The sequence below is a fragment of the Calyptranema fuscum S582 genome, assembly GCF_055793305.1.
In genome coordinates this window covers 1-21,317 of sequence record NZ_JBSLYH010000004.1, presented here as the reverse complement: position 1 = coordinate 21,317, position 21,317 = coordinate 1, and the positions used below count along the sequence as shown (strand labels likewise).

The following is a 21,317-nucleotide window of genomic DNA, read 5'->3' as shown; positions in this document are numbered from 1 at the left end:
TAACCGCAACGCACTACTGACATTTTATTTTCATGCAAGTTTCTAACCTGTCGTCTGACGATGCACCCAGGATTTTTATCTATAGGAGTCGTTTGTGAAAGCTCGTGACTTGATGAAACCGGATGAAAAGGTGATAGCGGTTTTCACCCATGGACTACACTTTTTTCTCAAGGAAGACAACACAGGCTCAACGGGGCAATGGAATCTTGACCCCAACCGCCCTGTGGATCGGGTGATTGTTTACCATCGCAACGATGAGACGAATACCAACACTTTGTATATTGCCAATCATGCGGGTGTGCAGCCCGCTGAGCGAGAAGGGCGGTATGACATCCAACTGACTCATGTTCAATACATTGGCACAACACTAATTAATTGGATTGAGTTTGCTGAAGCGGGTCAAAACCCGATTCGATATCTTTCATAACTCCGTTTGTAGTCACAGTTAAAAGTTTTACCTGGGGGTGGGGGCACAGCCCCCACCCCCAGGTAAAATTCAGTGTTTGCAACACTGGTGTTACTGATATGCTTCCATCGGTAGGCAGGTGCAGACCAAATTGCGATCGCCATAGGCTCCATCAATGCGACCTACGGTTGCCCAAAACTTATTGTCTCTTGTCCATTCGGTAGGGTAAGCTGCGCGATCGCGGGTATAGGGACGATCCCAGGTTTCAGTTAAAAGACTCGCCACCGTATGGGGCGCATTCTTTAGCAGGTTATTTTGTGGATCGACCTTGCCTGTTTCGATCTCTCGAATTTCTTCCCGAATTGCCAGCATGGCATCGCAGAAGCGATCGAGTTCTTGCTTAGACTCGCTTTCCGTTGGTTCCACCATCATGGTTCCCGGCACTGGCCAGGATACAGTGGGTGGGTGAAAGCCGTAGTCAATCAACCGTTTGGCGATATCATCCACCTCAATTCCAGCCGTTTTCTTAAATTGCCGCAAATCGAGAATGCACTCGTGGGCAACTAAGCCGTTTTTGCCTTTGTACAGTACCGGATAGGCATGTTCTAAGCGTTTGGCAATATAGTTGGCATTCAAGATTGCGATCCGTGTTGCCTGAGTTAAGCCAGCACTGCCCATCAGGGCAATATACATCCAGGAAATCGGCAGAATGCTGCTGCTGCCCCACGGAGCTGAAGCCACGGCACCAATGCGATCGCCCTCTTCGTCCTGGAGCGATACCACGGCATGACCCGGTAAAAAGGGCACCAGATGAGCCGCGACACCGATGGGTCCCATCCCAGGACCCCCGCCCCCGTGGGGGATGCAGAACGTTTTGTGCAAGTTCAAATGGCAAACATCTGCGCCAAAATCTGCCGGACGACACAAGCCCACCTGGGCATTCATATTGGCTCCATCCATGTAAACCTGTCCGCCATTGGCATGGATGATCTCACAGATTTCTAAGATGCCTTCCTCAAACACACCATGGGTGGAAGGATAGGTCACCATCAGGGCTGCCAGGGTGTCTCGATAAGTCTCCGCTTTTGCCTTTAAGTCCGCAATATCAATATTGCCGTCTGCATCACAGGCGATCGCCACAACCTTCATTCCTGCCATCACTGCGCTGGCAGGATTCGTACCATGTGCTGATTCGGGAATCAGGCAGATCGTGCGCTGATCATCTCCGCGACTGGCGTGATAGTGGTGAATGGCTAGCAATCCGGCATATTCACCCTGTGACCCAGCATTGGGTTGCAGCGAAATGGCGGCAAATCCAGTAATCTCGGCTAACCAGTGTTCCAGTTGCCGGAACAACAGCTGATAGCCCTGGGTTTGCTCCAATGGCGCAAACGGATGAATCTGAGCAAACTCTGCCCAGGTAATCGGGATCATCTCTGAGGTAGCGTTGAGCTTCATCGTGCAAGACCCCAACGGGATCATGGCAGTTGTCAGCGATAGATCTTTTGACTGCAAGCGATGCAGATACCGCAGTAATTCCGTTTCAGAATGATAGGCGTTGAAAACTGGATGGGTGAGATAGGGAGAGGTACGGGTTAAGGATGCTGGCAGGGAAGTCGGCGAAGTGGTTAAGGCAGCATCGCTATGATTGCCCTCGATCGCAAAAATCTGGAGCAGGTCTTGCAGATCTGTCTGAGTAGTAGTTTCGTCGAGGCTAATGCCAATCGTGTGGGCATCGATATAACGCAGGTTAATCTGCTGAGCGATCGCCTGTTGCCGAATTGTCGGTAGGCGATCGCCTACCTCTACTCGAATCGTATCAAAGTAAGGCTCTGCACCGACTTGGTAGCCCTGTTGGCTTAAAGATGCTGCCAAACGACAGGTGAGACGATGAATCTTCTCGGCAATGCGCTTCAATCCTTTGGGGCCGTGATAGACCGCATACATACTGGCAATCACCGCCAGCAACACCTGCGCAGTACAGATATTGCTGGTAGCTTTATCCCGTCGGATATGTTGCTCACGGGTTTGTAACGCCAGTCGCAGAGCCGGTTTACCCGAGTCATCTTTAGATACCCCCACCAATCGCCCCGGAATCTGTCGTTTGTAGAGTTCCTTGGTGGCAAAGTAGGCAGCATGGGGGCCGCCATATCCCAACGGCACACCCATCCGCTGGGTATTGCCAACGACAATGTCTGCGCCAAATTCGCCGGGGGGTTTTAATAGGGTCAAGCTTAATAAATCGGCAGCAACGGTGACGGTAGCTCCGGCAGCATGAGCGCGATCGCAAAACGCTTGATAATCGTAAATTGCCCCATCGCTTGCCGGATATTGCAGCAATACGCCAAACACAGGTTGATCGAAGTCAAAGGTGCGGTGATCGCCAATAATCACATCGATGCCTAATGGCTTGGCTCTCGTCTGCACCACATCAATGGTTTGGGGATGGCACAGGTCTGACACCCAGAAGGCAGTTGTCTTACCCTTGTGCAATCCATAGCTCATGCTCATGGCTTCGGCTGCCGCTGTGCCCTCATCTAGCAAGGACGCATTGGCAATTTCCAAGCCGGTCAAATCCGTCACTAGGGTCTGAAAATTCAGCAGGGCTTCCAATCGACCCTGAGAAATTTCTGGCTGGTAGGGGGTGTATTGGGTGTACCAGCCTGGATTTTCTAACACATTCCGCTGGATCACGGCTGGGGTGATGCAGTTGGCATACCCCATACCAATGAACGAACGGAACAGTTGGTTTTGACCAGCGATCGCCTTCAAGTCCTGCAATGCTTCATATTCACTTCGGGCTGCTTCGATCTGCAACGCCGTCTGCAACCGAATTGCTGCCGGAACGGCTCCATCAATCAGCTCCTCTAACGTCGCGATCCCCATCACCTCCAGCATGTGCTGAATATCATTCCGATCGGGTCCAATATGCCTATCTGCAAAACTATCTGCAAAACCGTCTGGAGAACCCTCCCCATCAACAGGTTCTAGAGAGCTGATAGGTCCATTAGACAGGCTCGCAGGCTCAGTGGGTTTGCCATGGGTGCCATTGGAAGTGACCCGTTTGGGCACGTGCAGATCAGATAGAGCTTGGGGATGGGCAGACAACTCAGATGACATAGAGGGTTCGTGCAGATAGGGATAAAAGAACGAAAATCGTTAACTTCTTACCATTCTGCAACAATCTGCAATAAAGCGTTAGTTCAGTTGAGACAGACAACCGTGGAACTTACTCCATGCCTGATCGATCTCTGGATGAACCGACTTATTCCCCTTCGACCAGTGCCCGATACTCATCTGCCGCCATGGCATCATCCAATTCTGTCGGGTCATCGATCCGCACTTTCAATAACCAGGCTTCTCCATAAGGATCGTCGGCTAACTGTTCTGGTGCATCTAACAGGGGATCATTCCGTTCTACGACAGTTCCGGTAATGGGGGACTTTAGATCTTCAACGGCTTTGACCGATTCTACTGTGCCAAACGTTTCGCCACGTTCTACCAATTCTCCGACATCGGGCAATTCTAGAAAGACAATATCGCCCAACTGATCAATTGCAAAAGCCGTGATCCCAACGGTGGCAATCTCACCATCCAACCGGGCATATTCGTGAGAATCCATATATTTCAGATCATCGGGATATTCAAAAGCCATAACTATCCTCACAACGTGGCTGAATCAATACCTTACGCTAGCGTACGCCTAATTGATGCAATCAAATAATATCCCACCGACATACTCTATACAGATGTACGGCGTTATGAACTCAGAACCAGGATGGCAATGGGTTGGAGCCATACGCTCTGTGTATGGCTTCAACCCATTGCCCGTCTTAACTGCATGGCGTCCGGCTATACTCCCTGGCTCAACACCTTACGAATCACCGTCGCCGAGGCTTGATCGGTTACGACAACCGCACCAATTTGGGTAGGCAAAACAAACCGAACCCGTCCGTCTTTGACTTTTTTATCGGTTTGTAAGCTGTCTAAAATAGCTTCAATATCCAAACCGGGAGGGAGTTGGGTGGGGAGTCCTGTTTTTTCTAGCAAAACCCGCTGCCGATCTGCCGACCCCTGATCCCATAGCCCCAGCTCTACAGCAATCTGCCCTGCCAATACCATACCGATCGCCACTGCTTCGCCGTGATTCACGACACGATAGCCTGTTAAACTTTCAACCGCATGTCCGATCGTATGCCCATAGTTCAGAATGGCGCGTAATCCTGCTTCTTTTTCGTCCTTACTAACAACATGCGCCTTTGCCCGACACGAATGGGTCAAGATCACCTGCAACAACTCAGCATCGACGTAGCGTTGTTGATCCAGTCGCTTCGCTTGCTCCAGGCGTTCGAATAATTCGGCATCCCAAATCACGCCATATTTGATCACTTCTGCCATACCTGCCCGAAATTCGCGAGCGGGTAAGGTCGCTAACACATCAGGATCGATGAGAACGAGTCGGGGTTGATGAAATGCGCCAATGAGATTTTTGCCATGGGGATGATTGACCCCGGTCTTGCCGCCGATAGAGGCATCGACCATGGCTAACAGTGACGTGGGAACTTGGACAAAGTTAATACCCCGGAGCCAGGTGGCAGCGGCAAACCCAGACATATCGCCGATTACGCCACCCCCCAACGCCACAATCGTAGATGAGCGTTCCAGGCGATGCTCTAAGGCAATGTCATAAATTTTTTGGATAGAGTTGAGGGTTTTGTAGCGTTCTCCAGCCGGAAGGGTGCATTCGATAACTTGAAAGCCAGCTGTTTCTAACGAGGCGATCGCCCTTTTTGCATAATGTTTGGCAATGCCGGGATTGGAGACTAATAAGACTTTTTGACCCAGCTTCAGGGGAAAGCGATCGCTTCCTTTCATCCATGTTCCCAGTGCGTCCAATCCTCCAGACACAATTGGGATTTCGTAACCCTGCTGCGGTAAATCAACAACGATAACAGATTCCATAATCCCCCTAGTCAAAGGTGCATCGCCCATCTGGGCTATATCTATACTCCAGAATATTCGACGACAAATCGGATCGCTATATATGGTTGAATAAACTCTAGAGCAAGACTGACGTAAATCATTGATTTTGGTAAGGGTTCGTCTTTACAAAATCAACGACACCCAATCGGGTGGGATGCCTGTGTTTTTTCGATGGGAAAATTCCGACGGCTTAACCTGACCGGGGTTTATGTTTAAATAGCTTGCCTGATGAAATCATTTTTGTCGCAACTTTTGAAGGGAGATGAGTCAATGGGTGGAGTAGTATCCTACGTCTTACTGTTAGGCACAGCTTTTGGTGCAGCCATCGGGCTTTTCTATACCCTGCGTGCTGCTAAATTAATTTAACGGTCAACAGATGGATAAAATCCCAGCGTTTTTGGTGCAGCTCAGCTGCACCAAAAACGCTGGGATTTTGTTTTATAGCATTGTTTAATTGTGGGAAGTATAAGTTATTTGAGAGCCGCGCGGAGCGCGGCTCTCAAATAACCGCCGTAATCGAGCCAGGTGGGAAGCGCTGCATTAATGCAATGGCAACAAATTGTCAAAAAAGATTAACTTCTCATAATTCTGATTGCGTAAGATTTCAATTGTGTCAGAAGAATTGAGGAGACTGTGAGCCAATGGCTTGTTGTCAATGCTTTCCATGCAGAGATTTACCGTAATCGTGCGGATACTGGCGATCGCGTGCAACGTCTACCCTTAGGGTGAGGGCACTACACTATATCCGCGGATATATCAACAAATAGACTCAGGCAGAGAAAAACTGTGGGCGCTGCGACCTCAGTTTAATCTTCGCTTGCGATTGGGCAAATTAATTTGGTACGCAGCAATGGAAAAGTTCTAGCTCTAAAATCGCTACTAGTAGACTCAATCAAAAGTTTTACAACAGGGTACAGGGGGTCTACCCCTGCGTGGGGCAGTAGTCCCCCCACCCCATAGTGCAAAATTTAGTGTTTGCAACACTAGAATCTAGAAAGTTTGTAACATACCAGACTTGCGATCGCAATTTTAGATCTCAACGACCCAACTCATCATTTCAGTCAATTATCCGAAGACTCAGCCCACTGGAAGTACCGACTATGTTAGAAGCAAATTCTCTGGTCGAATCTGATTCCCTTGACACCATTGGGGAAGAGGTAGAGATCCGACAACGATTGAGTTTATATCAGGTTTTCCTGAGATTATATGAACAAAATCGAGGCTTGTTGGATGAAATCCTCAACCTGGAGAATTCAGGAAATCGATCGCCTTCAGGTGTGATGATTCCTTATATTCAGGGGATGGTGGTCGGAGATCAGATTTATCTGGTTACGAACTTAACGAGCGGCCAAACGAGAGCCTTTTCGCAGCACCAGCAGATCTGGACGATTGGTCGCGATTCGCGCAAAGTGGCATTGTCTATTCCCGATCGGCGGTTGTCGCGTTGTCATGCGGCTATCCGCTATGCCAAAGGTCAGTTTCAATTAATCGATCTGGGTAGCAGTAATGGATCGTATGTCAATGGCGAATTGATCCGGCATTCTATCGTACTCAAAGATGGCGATAAGATTCGCTTGGGCAGCATTACCTTCTCGTTTTTTATCGGTCATGGGGTGGAGAGGTTAGCCTCTGTTTCAGATGAACTTCTGGAACAGATGGATGGCATGGCAGTCCCCCCTAACTTTGCTCTGCCTCATAAAATGCATAGCTCGACGGGGCATGTCTGCAACTTGAAAGACAGCAGAATCGCCAATGGCAGTGTTTTGGAAGACACGATGCAATTTCTCAAGTCTGTAGAAATTCAGGCTTCCAACTAAAGTGTGCGGGCTTAGGGCGGGGCTGTTGCATTAAGCCTCCGGTTTGTTGTGGCGTGACAGAGTTCAGGACAGATAGCAGGGTGGGCACTGTCTACAAACCCTTAGGGGTCGTTATTGTGAGAGAGGTGGGCAGTGCCTATCTTACTGAAGAGTGCTACGGGGATAGCGATCGCCAAAGGCTACAGATAAAAGGCTACAGATATTTGTGAAGCAATAGCTGTAGTTTCTCTTTGGTTGCGGCAGGAACCTTATCTAAGGGTGTCAAAATCGCATATTTCAGTGCCGAGTGAGCCTCAGACACGGGCGGGTTTTGACTCAGTCGCCGAACAGTTTCTTGAATGACTTTTTGGGCATTGACCGCATTTTTCATTAAATTGCCAATGACCATTTCTACTGTGACGCTGTCATGGTCAGAGTGCCAACAGTCATAATCTGTCACCAACGCTAAGGTGGCATAGGCAATTTCGGCTTCTCTGGCAAGCTTGGCTTCCGGTAGATTGGTCATGCCAATGACGGTGGCTCCCCAACTGCGATACAGGTGAGACTCAGCTTTGGTAGAGAAGGCAGGTCCCTCCATACACACATAGGTGCCGCTGGAATGAAGCGTGACATCGGGAAGATTAAGACTGGCGATCGCCTCGCTTAAAACACCCGCTAATTGAGGGCAAATGGGATCGCCAAAGGCAATGTGAGCGACGATGCCATCCCCAAAGAACGTAGAAATCCGATTTTTAGTGCGATCGATAAATTGGTCAGGTACGACCATATCCAACGGTTTAGCTTCTTGCTTGAGCGACCCTACGGCAGAGGCAGAGATCAGATAGTCTACCCCTAACGTTTTCATGGCATAGATATTGGCACGAAAGGGCAACTCCGACGGAAGCAAATGGTGGTTGCGCCCATGACGTGCCAGAAATGCCACACGAGTTCCTTCTAATGTGCCCAAGATGATGGCGTCTGAAGGTGAACCAAACGGTGTATCAATGGTCACTTCCTCTACATCTTTTAGCGCTTCCATTTTGTAGAGTCCGCTGCCACCAATGATTCCAATCGTTGCTTGCGTCATTATGTTTCTCTTCTTTCAAGCTTAAGGATTGCCCATGAATTACCCGCCCCCGGTTTGGGGGGATCTTAATTCATGATCCTTATATGATCCTTATATATAGTGCCATCTGGCGATCGCCCGTTGCGTCAATTTCAACGGTGGGTATAGGCTGCAACCCATCCAACGATTTTATGTGATTTCGTGTCTCTCAGCTATGTCCGGGTTTAATCGACCGATCGGGTAGAACCCAACATAAAATTGGGCATAAAATAATGCTTGCAACCCAGACAATCAACGAAATAGTAAGTCCGTCAACAAGATCGGGTGTCATAGTTTTTGCCTCTGCGGAGAAAATAGCAAGATGGGGGTTAAGGCGCTTTAGGGTGGGAGTATGCCTTACCCAATTTTGAGACCATAGATCTAGAGCGTAGAGAGTGTAGTGCTGTATTTTTTGTCGCTGTATCTATAGTTACATTTTTGAGAGAAAAAGAATTATCTACAGGGTCGCATCCTCACAAATATTTATTCTTGAGAGGCGATCGCCAACACACTATTAAGAGAGCAAAACTGCCACAACACTGGCATTAACTCAACACAAATCGATAGCGATCCTAAATCAGTTGTGACATCGCTCGCCCGAAGGGCGAGCGATGTCACAACTGATCCTTTTCACGCCTAACTATGATTTAAAATCAGCGGTTTTGGGAGGCGCACCCCAGAAGGGTGCGCCTCCCAAAACCTATTGGACATTGTTATAAGATGCTAAAAAAATAAAGAGTGATTCAGAGATTTCCCGTTTGAGGAATCTGCTTTTTTAAAGAAGACTCTCGCACAAAAACTGGCATAAGGGTTTGCCAGTTTCGTCTGACTTATGTTAGAAAATGGACAACGATGAATGTTATTGGTAAAAGCTTCTAACCCATGATGGTCAGAGCGATCGCCATCCAATTTATATCTAACTGAAGTGAAAGGATGATGAGGTCTATGGGATGACCCTAAGTTCTTTCATCCTGTTAAAAGAAAATAGACATTTGACCGGCTGTTTGATTTCAATTTGAAATAGATGAGATTAGATTAATTAATAGATATCCGTTGCATTGAACTCTATTGTAAGAGTGATTAGAAGAGTTAATTTTCCTTGTCTAAGGCATGAGAAAAATCAACTCTCTAGCAGACGTTTTAGAGTTTTCTTGACAAAAAAGCTCTAAAGTTTCAACCCGGCAGAATTTGCAAAATGGTCAACCGATCCTCTACAGATCGTGAGTTTGACAAAGTCGATAATTTGTTCACAGAGGTGTGGTCTTGCTATGCGTCCGAAAATGGAGTTGTGAATGTTATCAGGAGTTGTAATCGTCCAAAATGTGTAGATGTTTGTGAGGGGGTAATTAGCCGAGTCGTTATTATCGTCAACCCAGTAAATTCGATCGAAACAAATAGAATAAGAAACCTTAAAACTTACCGGATATCTTGCCACAAATCTGGAATTTTGATATGAATCTCTGCTGCAATTTGCCAGCACCATGAGTGTCACGTTTGGTATCTTTAATTTCTTCTAATTCTTTACGAAATCTTTAAACTTGTTACAGTGAATTGGATGTCGCCTCGGAAATTCTTGATTAAATTCTCCGGATTTGAAAGTCAGATTTAACGAATATTGAAAAGGAATGCGATCGCTAAGATAACTTATCCAGACAATACCCTGGGTTAGCGAAGTCGCTGGGCGCAATTAACTGAACGCATCAATGACAACACTTATAGGTCGAGAACGGTGAAGATGACCACTAGAGTTTCCTTCGCTCCCAGGAGTCGTGCGGCAAATAACTCCTTGGTGCAAAACCTTGCAAACAAACAAACCTTATTAGGGCGAGCCATCCTTTTTATGCTGCTCGTCACCACGTTTATGGGGTTGTGCACATACCGTTTGGCATACCTACAAGTTGTCCAGGGAGAGCAAAATCGCTTACTCGCAGAACAAAATCGCGTTCGCTTGATCCCCATGCCTTCTGATCGAGGCAATATTAGCGATCGCTACGGCAAGCTCTTAGCAGCTAATCAACTGTCTCGTTCCGTTTATCTGTGGCCCCGACAACAATCGCCCGACCAATGGCACGTCACGGCTCCTCGGTTGGGTGCCATTATTGGGGTACCGCCCGAAGAAATTATTGCTCGGTTGGAGCAAGTTAATTACAACTCTTCCATGCCAATCCGGCTTGCTCAGCAGATCAGTCCTGAGGTTTTTGTTTCTTTAGCAGAAAATGCATCCCTGTTTCCAGGCGTAGAAATTTTTGCCGGATCCAGTCGCTATTATCCCCAGGGTCGGTTAGCTGCTCACTTGTTGGGGTATATCGGGGAAGCCAGTGAAGAAGAGATGGCAGCCCGCCCAGACTATCCCAGCGGCATGATTGTCGGCAAAACTGGGGTCGAACGCTTGGCAAATGCAGAATTAGAAGGGGTTTGGGGAAGTCGCCGGATTGAAGTCAATGCGGCAGGACAAGAGTTACGGATGTTGGACTCGGATCCGTCTCAACCTGGTACATCCGTGAAACTCACCTTAGATCTAGAGTTGCAAAAGGTGGCAGAACAGGCTTTAAACAATCGACGGGGAGCTGTTGTTGTCCTCAATCCTAAGACTGGCGAAGTGTTGGTACTAGCCAGTTCTCCTACCTTTGATCCGGGGCTGTTTACCCATCGGGTCAGCCAGGAAGATTGGCAGAAATTACAAGAAGGCGATCAACCCTTTCTCAATCGGGCTTTACAAGGATATCCACCAGGTAGCACCTTTAAAATTGTCACCTCAACCGCTGCAATGCAGTCGGGCAAATTTACTCCAGACTCACGTTTGGGCACCTCAGCCTCGATCAGCGTTGGCGGTATTCAATTTTGGGAACATGGCAGTCATGGTTATGGCACCATCGGGTTTCGCACAGCCCTGGCTGTCAGCAGTAATACATTCTTTTATCGGTTAGGGTTGGCAATTGGTCCCGAAGAAATTTCAAAGTGGGGACGTATTCTAGGCATTGGAACAACTGATAATGTTGGCTTGGAAGGTGGAATGCATGGATCGATTCCCACCCCTGCCGAAAAAGAAGAGCTTTATGGCGAACCCTGGTACGCAGGTGATAGCGTCAGTACGTCGATTGGGCAAGGGTTAGTACAGGCAACCCCGTTAGAATTGGCAGTGATGGTTTCGACGATCGCCAATGGTGGGTTACGGGTTCATCCCCATCTACTCGCTTCTCAAACAGGTACCCCTGAAACTAAACCCGAACCGACGGGGATCTCTCAAGGCACTATTAATGCGATTCGGGAAGGGTTAATTGCAGCAGTGCAAGAGGGCACGGCACGGCGATTGAATGACGGTTCGATTCCTTTAACCGCAGGCAAAACGGGCACAGCGGAAAACCCCAGACCTCAGCCCCATGCTCTCTTTGTTGGCTATGGACCCGTGGACAATCCACAATTGGCGATCGCCGTGGTTGTCGAAAATGCAGGATATGGCGGTGTTGCTGCCCTACCCATTGCTCAAGAAATTTATAAAGTCTATTTCAGTCGCCAAGCTCAGACTCAAGCCAAATAATAAGGTGTTGTGAAAGAGCCGTGCTCCGCGCGGCTCTCTCACAACACCGTAAAAAAATAAGTTAGGGCGCGGTACTACCGCGCCCTAACTTATTTTTTCAATAAAGCCGACTCAGCATTTCTCACGATTTGCACATCCATCAACCCTGTCCCTCTTTCGGATAATATGGAGGAATGCCTAAAGCCCTGATAGATCATTAATGGAGTTCTCTAATCCTGGAACTCTATATTTCTATAGGTCTACAAACGGTCATATCGTGTATCTGGAAGCTGCTGCATTCTTAAAAGTTAGGAATTAGGAAGGGTTAATTTATGAGTCAAGACGAAATTTTTCAAAAAGTTCAGAAGATCGTCTCTGAGCAGCTGGGTGTCGAAACCAGCGATGTAAAGCCAGAAGCTAGCTTTGCAAACGATTTGGGAGCTGACTCCCTGGATACGGTGGAGTTGGTTATGGCTCTAGAAGAAGAATTTGATATTGAAATTCCTGACGAAGCCGCAGAGAACATCGCCACCGTTCAATCTGCTGTAGATTACATTAACTCCAAGGTTGCTGCTTAGAGCTAGTTCAATGGGTTAGGGAGTTGAACTGTTGCTCCCAAACCCCTGCGTTCATTTTTTAGCCTGTCAAGTGTTTGAGTCCTGAAGCTGTTATCATGACAAGTCCTGATTCTGGATACAAGCGAGTTGTCGTCACGGGTATGGGTGCTATTACCCCCATTGGCAATACTTTAGAAGAGTATTGGGAGGGGTTAACCAGTGGGCGTAATGGTATTACTCCGATTACGCTGTTTGACGCATCTCGCCATACTTGCAAGATTGCCGGAGAGGTCAAAGGGTATGACCCACATGACTATCTCGATCGAAAAGATGCGAAGCGGATGGATCGCTTTGCCCAATTTGCAGTTTCCGCGAGTAAACAAGCTCTGGCTGATGCTGGGTTTGTCATTAATGATTTAAATGCAGAACAGGTGGGTGTCATCATCGGCTCTGGCATCGGCGGACTGAAAGTGATGGAAGAACAACAAGAGATTTACCTCACTAAAGGACCGGATCGGTGTAGCCCGTTCATGGTGCCGATGATGATTGTCAACATGGCAGCAGGGTTAACCGCCATTCATACGGGTGCAAAGGGTCCAAATTCCTGTGCGGTGACAGCCTGCGCGGCTGGTTCTAATGCCATTGGGGATGCGTTTCGATTGGTGCAACGGGGTTATGCCCAAGCGATGATTTGTGGTGGCACAGAAGCTGCCATTACACCGCTTTCGGTTGCCGGATTTGCGTCTGCTAGAGCCTTATCGACTCGTAATGACGACCCAACCCATGCTTGCCGTCCGTTTGATCGCGATCGCGACGGGTTTGTTATGGGAGAAGGAACTGGCATTTTGATTCTGGAAGAGCTTGAGCATGCTCTCAGCCGGGGAGCCAAAATCTATACCGAGATTGTTGGCTATGGCATGACCTGTGATGCCTATCATATGACTGCGCCTGTGCCCGGAGGCGAGGGAGCCGCAAGAGCAATTCAACTAGCGCTCAAAGATGCTGGGCTAGTTCCTGAGCAAGTGAGTTATGTCAACGCTCATGGAACCAGTACGCCTGCCAACGATCCCACGGAAACGGCTGCCATCAAAAAGGCGTTGGGAGATCATGCCTACAAGGTAGCGATTAGTTCGACAAAGTCTATGACCGGGCATTTGCTTGGCGGTTCAGGTGGAATTGAAGCGGTTGCGGCTGCCATGGCAGTCGCCAACGATCGCATCCCGCCGACGATTAATCTCGAAAACCCCGACCCAGATTGTGATCTCGATTATGTTCCCAATCAAAGTCGTGCCCAAGACGTAGACGTCGTTCTATCCAACTCGTTTGGCTTTGGGGGGCATAATGTTACCTTAGCCTTTAAGAAATATCGAGGATAGCATTGTCATCCGTTGCTTGCATCTGAGCCGTAGGATGAGATGGAGCATTTTTTGTATTAGCGATCGCCAGAGAGCATAGATCTTTGGCAACTTAACTTATAGACTATAAGTTATAAGGAGTAAGTATACTTACCTACCATTTTGCATCTTCCCCGACAGGCTAGGAGAAATCTTGCTCGTCAACTCCCCTGATGGGATGATTGATTTACAGCCCCAGGGCTATGCAGATCTGCTTGGTCTTTGGCTACTTTGCTTATTTGTCACACCGTCGTTGAGTAGGAATATCATGGCTGTCGTAACCCAATCCCTCGAAGAACTCTGTATTAATTCGATTCGCTTTTTGGCAGTCGATGCCGTAGAAAAAGCTAAATCGGGTCACCCTGGGCTGCCAATGGGTGCTGCTCCGATGGCATTTGTCCTGTGGGACAAGTTTATGCGGTTTAATCCCAAAAATACCAATTGGTTTAACCGCGATCGCTTTGTGTTGTCCGCAGGTCATGGCTGTATGTTGCAGTACGCACTGATGTACCTGACGGGCTATGACAGTGTCACGATTGATGACATCAAACAGTTCCGCCAGTGGGGATCAAAAACTCCAGGGCATCCTGAAAACTTTGAAACCCCCGGCGTCGAAGTCACCACTGGACCTCTGGGACAAGGGATCGCGAATGCCGTCGGTTTGGCAGTAGCAGAAGCGCACATGGCTGCCAAATTTAATAAGCCAGATATCACCCTGGTAGATCACTACACCTATGTGATTTTGGGCGATGGCTGCAATATGGAAGGGATTTCCGGAGAAGCTTGCTCTCTGGCAGGGCACTGGGGTCTGGGTAAACTGATTGCCCTATACGACGACAACCATATTTCCATTGACGGTTCTACCGACATCGCGTTTACCGAAGATGTTTCCAAGCGCTTTGAAGCTTACGGCTGGCATGTGCTGCATGTGGAAGATGGCAACAGTGACCTGGATTCAATTGAAAAGGCGATCGCTGCTGCTAAAGCAGTTACTGACAAGCCTTCGATGATTAAGGTAACGACAACTATTGGTTACGGTTCTCCCAACAAAGCCAATACCGCAGATGTTCACGGTGCGGCTTTAGGAGCAGATGAAGTTAAACTCACCCGCGAAAAATTGGGATGGAGCTACGAACCGTTTGTTCTTCCCGAAGATGCTCTCAGTCACATGCGGAAAGCTGTAGAGCGTGGTGCAAGTTTAGAAGCAGAATGGAATGAAACTTGGGCGCAGTACAAAACAAAGTATCCCGAAGATGCCGCTGAGTTCGAGCGCCTGATCACGGGCAAACTTCCCGAAGGCTGGGAAAAAGCCCTACCGATCTACACGCCCGAAGATAAAGCTCTGGCAACTCGTAAGCATTCTGAAATTTGTCTCAATGCGCTTGCAAAAGTTTTACCTGAAGTCATTGGGGGTTCTGCCGACCTGACCCACTCCAATTACACAGAACTGAAAAACAGTGGCAGCTTCCAAAAAGGACAATACGAAAATCGTAATGTTCACTTTGGGGTGCGTGAGCACGGCATGGGAGCGATTTGTAATGGCATTGCCCTGCACAACTCTGGTTTAATTCCCTACGGTGCTACCTTCCTGATCTTCACAGACTACATGCGGAATGCGATTCGTCTGTCTGCCCTGTCTCGCGTCGGTGTTATGTGGGTGATGACTCACGACTCCGTTGCGTTGGGAGAAGATGGACCGACGCACCAGCCGGTCGAAACGATCGCATCGTTACGGGCTATTCCTCAATTGACCGTCTTGCGTCCCGCTGATGGCACTGAAACATCAGGTTGCTACAAGGTGGCGATTGAGAATGCTCAAAACAATCGTGCAACCCTGATGGCTTTCTCTCGTCAAAATCTGCCTAACCTGGCAGGTAGCTCGATCGAAGGCGTTGCCAAAGGGGCTTATCCGGTAATCGACTGCGACGGCACACCCGACCTGATCCTGATTGGCACGGGTTCGGAAGTTAGCCTTTGTGTGGATGCGGCGAAGCAACTCAGCAGCGAAGGCGTTAAAGTCCGCGTGGTCTCGATGCCATCTTGGGACTTGTTTGAAGCCCAAGATGCAGCCTACAAAGAAAGCGTGTTGCCCAAAGCGGTCACCAAGCGCCTTGCGGTTGAAGCAGGGATTAGCATGGGCTGGTGCAAATACACGGGTGACGCAGGCGACACCATCTCGATCGATAGCTTTGGTGCATCTGCCCCCGGCGGCGTTTGCATGGAGAAGTTTGGTTACACCATCGAGAATGTTGTGGCAAAAGCAAAAGCGTTGCTAGGCTAAATTCTGGTCGAGCGGTAGAAAACAGGTTTCTGTCTGTATCTAAACCTTGAATCCAACTAAAAGAGCCTCCTGATCATCAGGAGGCTCTTTTTTCGTAGAGAGTCCACCTGTAGGGACGCAGCCCTCGACCCAGATGCTGGCAATTCTCACTGCATGAAGTGATGGAGAGCCGCGCGGAGCGCGGCTCTCCATCAATAACCTATCCAGGCGCGAAGCGCTATAGATGACCTGAAACCCTTTACTGCACAGTCGAGCGAGGTAGCCCAATCTGTCCAGAAGGCGTTGCCGGAATATTGATAATTACAGGAGGGCGTTCGGGCACATCTACCGTACCAGAGTCGGTAGATGTGGGTGAGTTCGTGTTGTTCGTGTTAGGCGTAGGCGGAGTTTGGGTTGCTCCATTGGGGGCTTGAGTTACGTCTCCGGGTTCTGACGTGGCAGGAGTTCCAGCGGCGGTACTGCCGGGGGTGGGGCTGGATGGAACCGTTCCAGTGGTGCTGCTGGGGTTGAGTTGTAACAATCCTCTAGCCGTCTGATAATAGACAATTGACCCCCTGGGTACAGGAATACCGCGCCACAACTCGCGATTGGTAGAAAGGGTCAGTAAGGGTACGATCTGTCCGCGAGTTTCTCCCATGACTGTAATCATGACATCGTTGACTTGAGCGTTGCTATCAAAATTGCGTTGAGCGGTATCTCGTGCCACGCCTTGAGCGCGTTGGATGAGCGTTTGATAGCTTTCACCGGGTTGTTGCGTCAAAGAAACAATAAATCGAGTGGGTTCAGCCTGAGCTATTTGTGGAGCGATCGCCCCGGTCATGAGCCAAAGGCTACTTGCTAACCCCAACACACCAGAAAGCTTGCACCCTGTTAGAAAGGGCAGCCAGTATTGATATCCCATCGTCCGAACTTGCCTCAGCTTAAGCATGACCGCACCACTACTATTAATTTGGGCTGACAACATTCAATTTTGGTAAATCTTCTTAGGATCGTGGATTTGATAAAACCCGATTCTTTTTGAGCGCACGGCGGCAGAGCCGCCGCGCGCTCAAAAAGAATTACAGGTTAATTAATCTGTGATCCTTAGTATCTGAGTGTCATTAATAGCGCTAACTACCCTTGTATAGATAAGCAATTTCACAAATATTTAGAGCTACTATTGTGTAGAGCCATTTCTCTGCATAGTCTAAATAAAAAGTTTCATAGAAACACGCAGTGATTACGATGAATGGTCGGGGTATTCTATTGTTGAAAATACTCAGTTGTGCGCTATCGAAAAATGGGGCTACATCTTCAGGCAAGGGGGTTACTTTGATAATCACCCAGCCTTCATCCAGCAAAATGGCTAGACTGCCATAGCACTCGTTAAGTCAGTCAGGACAGGGGATTTGGAAACCACAAGGTTCTAAACGTCCGTCCTCATCCGATCTTTGATGGCTACGGAGGATCTAGTCTTTTACCCCTTAAGCCTGATTTTTAGATAACATTTTGGACACCCTGGTTAAGTAATATCTTGGGGCATTGGTATGACGAATTATTGGGCGATCGCGATTGGTATCAATCAGTATCAAGACCGCAATTTGCAACCGTTAATGTATGCACAGCGGGATGCCCAGACGTTACTTAGCTGTTGGGTCGAAGAAAGCCGATTTGCCCCTGACCATTGCCGGTTGCTGACCGATATTTCTCCGGCAATTCAACAGGGGGTGATTCAGCCCACGCAAGCCAATATTCGTGACACCATTCAACACGTTTGCCAGCAATTGCAACCCGGAGATTTTCTTTGGTGTTTTTTTGGTGGGTATGGAGCGCAATTTGAAGGGCAGGACTATCTCATGCCGGTGGATGGTGATCTGAGCCAGGTTGCTGCCACGGGCATTGCTGTTGAATCTTTATTTGAAATATTTAGTACTGCGGCAACCGAAAATATTTTATTTTTGCTCGACATTAACCGCAGCCAGGGTGCCTTGGTTCATCAAGTGGTGGGCAACCAGGTGCTGCAACTGGCAAGCCACTATGAGATTGCAACTGTATTATCTTGCGCACCAACCCAGTTTTCCCATGAGACCCTGAGTTTACGGAATGGGTTGTTTACAGCGGCACTGCTAGAAGGATTGCGATATGAGAGTTGCGTCACGCTAGAACATTTGATGCAGTATCTCAGTAGTCGGTTGCCCGAGTTGAGTGAGCACCACTGGCGACCCCGACAAGACCCGATGGGAATTATCCCATTTTCGATGAAATATCAGTTATTGGTTCCAGGCAAGGCGATCGCTTTGCCCGTTGGTGCGACAGCGCTTCGGGGTCGAGAACGACCTGAAGATTACGCTAATCCATTTCCGACCTTAGACCCGAATCCATTTCCAGCGTTTACGGAAGACGGTCTGCCGGAAGGGGTTCAGCCCGCTGATCAGACTCCCTATTGGAGCTTTCCGGCATTGTCGTATGACAAGTTAAACAATGGCGCACATGTACCGTTGCATGACTCGGCTACCCGTCATCTGCAACCCAGCACCTTAGCGACGGAATCTGCTCAGCCTAATGAGTCTGCGACCCCCAATCCGAGTGCAACAGCCGATGAAATATCGGATGAACTATTTTGGCGGCGACTGTTGCTTTGGGGTGGCTTATTGGCGGCTGTTTTGCTGGCAGGGGTACTGATTAACAACTGGTCTGCCATTATGGGCAAGCCTTCGACAAATCCTGAATCGGGTGCTAATTCATCCGGTGTGTCGGAGCCATCTGCCTCGACCGCCAGCGACCCGATTTACTTTAATTCGCTAGATGATCTGCCTCCAGGAGCGCCCGGACAATCACCACCTGCCAATCTAGCGCCAACAACCACTCCAATCCCCCCAGCAGGGATGCCATCTCCGTCTGATCCGGGTATATCTCTGCTGCCAACGACCCCTGCTCCAACGACGAGTCCAGTTCCCCTGAACCCTGGGCAAACTCCTGCGATCGCACCTTCCAGTCAGCCTTCCGGTCAGCCAGCCAGTCAAACGAGTGGAGCATTTGGGTCTGTGCGTACTGCCTTAACAGCCCGGAACTATGGCGTTGCCCTGCAAATATTAGATCAGGTGCCTGCTAATCAGCGAACGGGAGACTATGCCAATTTGCTGCAACAAGCGGCTCAAGGATCGCTATTGGAAGCTAGAGCTGCCGTCAGTCGCATCCGTGCCATGGCAAATACCAACCAGGCATCAGACTTTAACATTGCCATCCAGATTGCCCGTCGGTTGAGACCCGGACATCCTTACTATGAAGATGCCCAGCGAGATATTAGCAACTGGAGCGAGGTCATTTTTCAACTGGCGCGAGGTCGAGCTAGCCAGCCCAATCAGGGGTCTAGTGAGGTTGCTGCTCGTAATTACAATTCGGCGATCGCAGCAGCCAAGTTGGTGCCATCTGACCGAGGTGCGATCTACACCGAAGCCCAAGAGTCGATTAATCGTTGGAGCCAATACATTCTCAGCGCTGCGCAGTCACGGCTGAATGAAGGACGCTTAGATCTGGCGCTGCAAATTGTGCAGATGGTCCCCCCCAACACAGCGGCGTACCCAACTGCTCAACAGACGATCGCTCAATGGAGTCAGCGATTGCTCGATCAGGCGCAGGCAATGGCAACCGAAGGCAATCTTACGGCGGCGATTCAAACGGCTCAGTTAGTGCCGCAAAATACGCCATCCTATCCTCTGGCACAAGCGGCGATCGCGAACTGGCAAGTTCAGCAAAACGATCCTTAGGAATAGGAATTAAATAACTGTGATGATGTGTTGTACGGGCGAACGGCCGTTCGCCCCTTCGAACGATTCCATAGTCGATCTTATTTAATTCACGATCCTTAATACTGCCCTGGTTGCGAGCGCATAGCCCTATACCCTGGGTAACACTCATCATCGGATCGTGGATGGTGGCGCGGGCTTTGCCCGCGCCACCATCCACGCTTAGGATTAAGCTGTTTTGCGATACCGATGACGCTCCCTTCCCTGGCAAGTTAGGTTGGCAAACAAGTTGCCTATGCTGGGTTGTTTGTTGCATTTTTTGTAGAGTTCAGAATATGGGAAAGGAACTGGCGATCGCCACGCGTGGATTGACCAAACAGTTTGACCGTTACGTTGCTGTCAATGACGTTGATCTAGAAATTGGATGCGGAGACGTCTACGGCTTGATCGGTCCCAATGGTGCCGGTAAAACCACCCTGATTCGCATGCTTGCCACCGCCGAAGAACCGACGATCGGACAGATTTTTATTAATGGCGAGCGGCTCCTGTGCGATCACAAAAACGCCCATTTAAAACAGTGGATTGGCTACCTGCCGGATGATTTCCCTGTTTACGATGAGCTGACCGTTTGGGATTATTTAGATTACTTTGCCCGACTCTATCGATTGCGTGATCCTCACCGGACTCGACGCCTCTACGAAGTGCTGGAGTTGGCACAGCTCACCAGTAAGCGCAATAGTGTCATCAGTTCTCTTTCGCGCGGCATGAAACAACGGCTGGGATTAGCTCGCACCATTATTCATCAACCGATTGTATTGTTGCTCGATGAACCTGTGTCGGGTCTTGATCCGATCGCCCGAGTCCAGTTTCGAGACATCATCAAAATGCTTCAGGCGGCTGGGATTACGATTTTGATTTCATCCCATGTGTTGAGTGACCTGGCAGAGCTATGTACTTCTATCGGCATTATGGAATTGGGCTTTCTTGTAGAAAGCGCCCCCTTAGCCGAGCTTTACCAAAAACTCAGCCAGCACCATATTTTGATTTCAACCTTAGGCGATCGCGCTGCACTACTACAAAGACTCGATCAATGCCCCATGATCCATCACTGCGAACCTCTACCCGATGGCAACATTCAAATCCAATTTTCGGGTACCCCCGAAGACAGCGCCGATTTATTGAAGTCTCTTATCTTTGATGGTTTTACCATCCATAGCTTCCATCCTGTGCAAGAAAGTCTGGAAAATATTTTCCTTAAATTAGGACACCAACAAGCATCCTAAACCCGAGGATTAGGGAAGGTTTATATTTTTATTGATGAATATTCTTGAATAAATGTCATCTGAACCCTCAAAATTTCAACACAATTGGGGACTGTAGATTAGCAGCTAGATCCATAAACATCATCACGAGCCAATTGCTTAGGAAGTATACGGTTAGGAAGTGCGCACCAAAGGCACGTACTTCCTAACGTTAAGTCAAAATCTCAGCCTGATGATTAAAACTTAAAGCTTCCCCCTCTTCCCACACCCTCCATCTCTCTACCTCCTTCA

At 48.8% G+C, this 21,317-nt stretch carries 15 protein-coding genes; 9 read left to right on the top strand and 6 right to left on the bottom strand.

Annotated features, from left to right (window positions below):
* Positions 1 to 94 precede the first annotated feature (94 nt).
* Positions 95 to 427: an HNH endonuclease gene (locus tag ACR6Z4_RS04230; RefSeq protein WP_479715978.1), complete on the top strand. Its 333-nt coding sequence runs from the start codon at positions 95 to 97 to the stop codon at positions 425 to 427.
* A gap of 90 nt (positions 428 to 517) precedes the next feature.
* Here ACR6Z4_RS04230 and gcvP read toward each other — a convergent pair whose 3' ends face one another.
* The 3 genes from gcvP to aroB all read right to left on the bottom strand — a co-directional run bounded on the left by gcvP (position 518) and on the right by aroB (position 5,368).
* Positions 518 to 3,526, bottom strand: a complete 3,009-nt coding sequence (gcvP, locus tag ACR6Z4_RS04225) for an aminomethyl-transferring glycine dehydrogenase (protein WP_479715977.1) — start codon at positions 3,524 to 3,526, stop codon at positions 518 to 520.
* Positions 3,527 to 3,671: 145 nt separating this feature from the next.
* Positions 3,672 to 4,061: a glycine cleavage system protein GcvH gene (gene gcvH, locus ACR6Z4_RS04220; RefSeq protein WP_479715976.1), complete on the bottom strand. Its 390-nt coding sequence runs from the start codon at positions 4,059 to 4,061 to the stop codon at positions 3,672 to 3,674.
* 197 nt (positions 4,062 to 4,258) lie between these two features.
* A complete protein-coding gene (gene aroB, locus ACR6Z4_RS04215) occupies positions 4,259 to 5,368 on the bottom strand; it encodes a 3-dehydroquinate synthase (protein ID WP_479715975.1) in 1,110 nt (369 codons plus the stop codon).
* A gap of 249 nt (positions 5,369 to 5,617) precedes the next feature.
* Here aroB and petL point away from each other — a divergent pair, with 249 nt between their 5' ends.
* Both petL and ACR6Z4_RS04205 read left to right on the top strand, forming a co-directional pair.
* Positions 5,618 to 5,755, top strand: a complete 138-nt coding sequence (gene petL / locus ACR6Z4_RS04210) for a cytochrome b6-f complex subunit PetL (RefSeq protein WP_479715974.1) — start codon at positions 5,618 to 5,620, stop codon at positions 5,753 to 5,755.
* Positions 5,756 to 6,489: 734 nt separating this feature from the next.
* Positions 6,490 to 7,206, top strand: a complete 717-nt coding sequence (locus ACR6Z4_RS04205) for an FHA domain-containing protein (protein WP_479715973.1) — start codon at positions 6,490 to 6,492, stop codon at positions 7,204 to 7,206.
* 193 nt (positions 7,207 to 7,399) lie between these two features.
* Here the strand turns inward: ACR6Z4_RS04205 and ACR6Z4_RS04200 are convergent, their stop codons facing one another.
* The gene (locus tag ACR6Z4_RS04200; RefSeq protein ID WP_479715972.1) at positions 7,400 to 8,272 is read right to left on the bottom strand and encodes an S-methyl-5'-thioadenosine phosphorylase; all 873 of its coding nucleotides are present in this window, start codon (positions 8,270 to 8,272) and stop codon (positions 7,400 to 7,402) included.
* A 501-nt stretch (positions 8,273 to 8,773) separates the two neighbouring features.
* Complete coding sequence (locus ACR6Z4_RS04195; protein ID WP_479715971.1) at positions 8,774 to 8,908, bottom strand: hypothetical protein; 135 nt, start codon at positions 8,906 to 8,908, stop codon at positions 8,774 to 8,776.
* A 1,117-nt stretch (positions 8,909 to 10,025) separates the two neighbouring features.
* Between ACR6Z4_RS04195 and mrdA the strand changes: the two genes are divergently transcribed.
* From mrdA to tkt, 4 genes are all read left to right on the top strand, one after another.
* Entirely contained in the window at positions 10,026 to 11,828 is a 1,803-nt protein-coding gene (gene mrdA, locus ACR6Z4_RS04190; protein WP_479715970.1) for a penicillin-binding protein 2, read from the top strand.
* A gap of 311 nt (positions 11,829 to 12,139) precedes the next feature.
* A complete protein-coding gene (gene acpP, locus ACR6Z4_RS04185) occupies positions 12,140 to 12,385 on the top strand; it encodes an acyl carrier protein (RefSeq protein WP_479715969.1) in 246 nt (81 codons plus the stop codon).
* Between the two features lie 95 nt (positions 12,386 to 12,480).
* Positions 12,481 to 13,740 (top strand): beta-ketoacyl-ACP synthase II, encoded by a 1,260-nt coding sequence (fabF, locus tag ACR6Z4_RS04180; protein WP_479715968.1) that lies wholly within the window; start codon positions 12,481 to 12,483, stop codon positions 13,738 to 13,740.
* Between the two features lie 286 nt (positions 13,741 to 14,026).
* The gene (gene tkt, locus ACR6Z4_RS04175) at positions 14,027 to 16,039 is read left to right on the top strand and encodes a transketolase (protein WP_479715967.1); all 2,013 of its coding nucleotides are present in this window, start codon (positions 14,027 to 14,029) and stop codon (positions 16,037 to 16,039) included.
* Between the two features lie 238 nt (positions 16,040 to 16,277).
* On the opposite strand, the gene ACR6Z4_RS04170 is transcribed toward tkt, so the two are convergent.
* On the bottom strand, positions 16,278 to 17,003 hold the full coding sequence (locus ACR6Z4_RS04170; protein ID WP_479715966.1) for a hypothetical protein: 726 nt from the start codon (positions 17,001 to 17,003) through the stop codon (positions 16,278 to 16,280).
* A gap of 562 nt (positions 17,004 to 17,565) precedes the next feature.
* Here ACR6Z4_RS04170 and ACR6Z4_RS04165 point away from each other — a divergent pair.
* Both ACR6Z4_RS04165 and ACR6Z4_RS04160 read left to right on the top strand, forming a co-directional pair.
* Positions 17,566 to 19,785: a caspase family protein gene (locus ACR6Z4_RS04165; protein WP_479715965.1), complete on the top strand. Its 2,220-nt coding sequence runs from the start codon at positions 17,566 to 17,568 to the stop codon at positions 19,783 to 19,785.
* Between the two features lie 314 nt (positions 19,786 to 20,099).
* Positions 20,100 to 21,047, top strand: a complete 948-nt coding sequence (locus tag ACR6Z4_RS04160) for an ABC transporter ATP-binding protein (RefSeq protein WP_479715964.1) — start codon at positions 20,100 to 20,102, stop codon at positions 21,045 to 21,047.
* Positions 21,048 to 21,317: the final 270 nt, after the last annotated feature.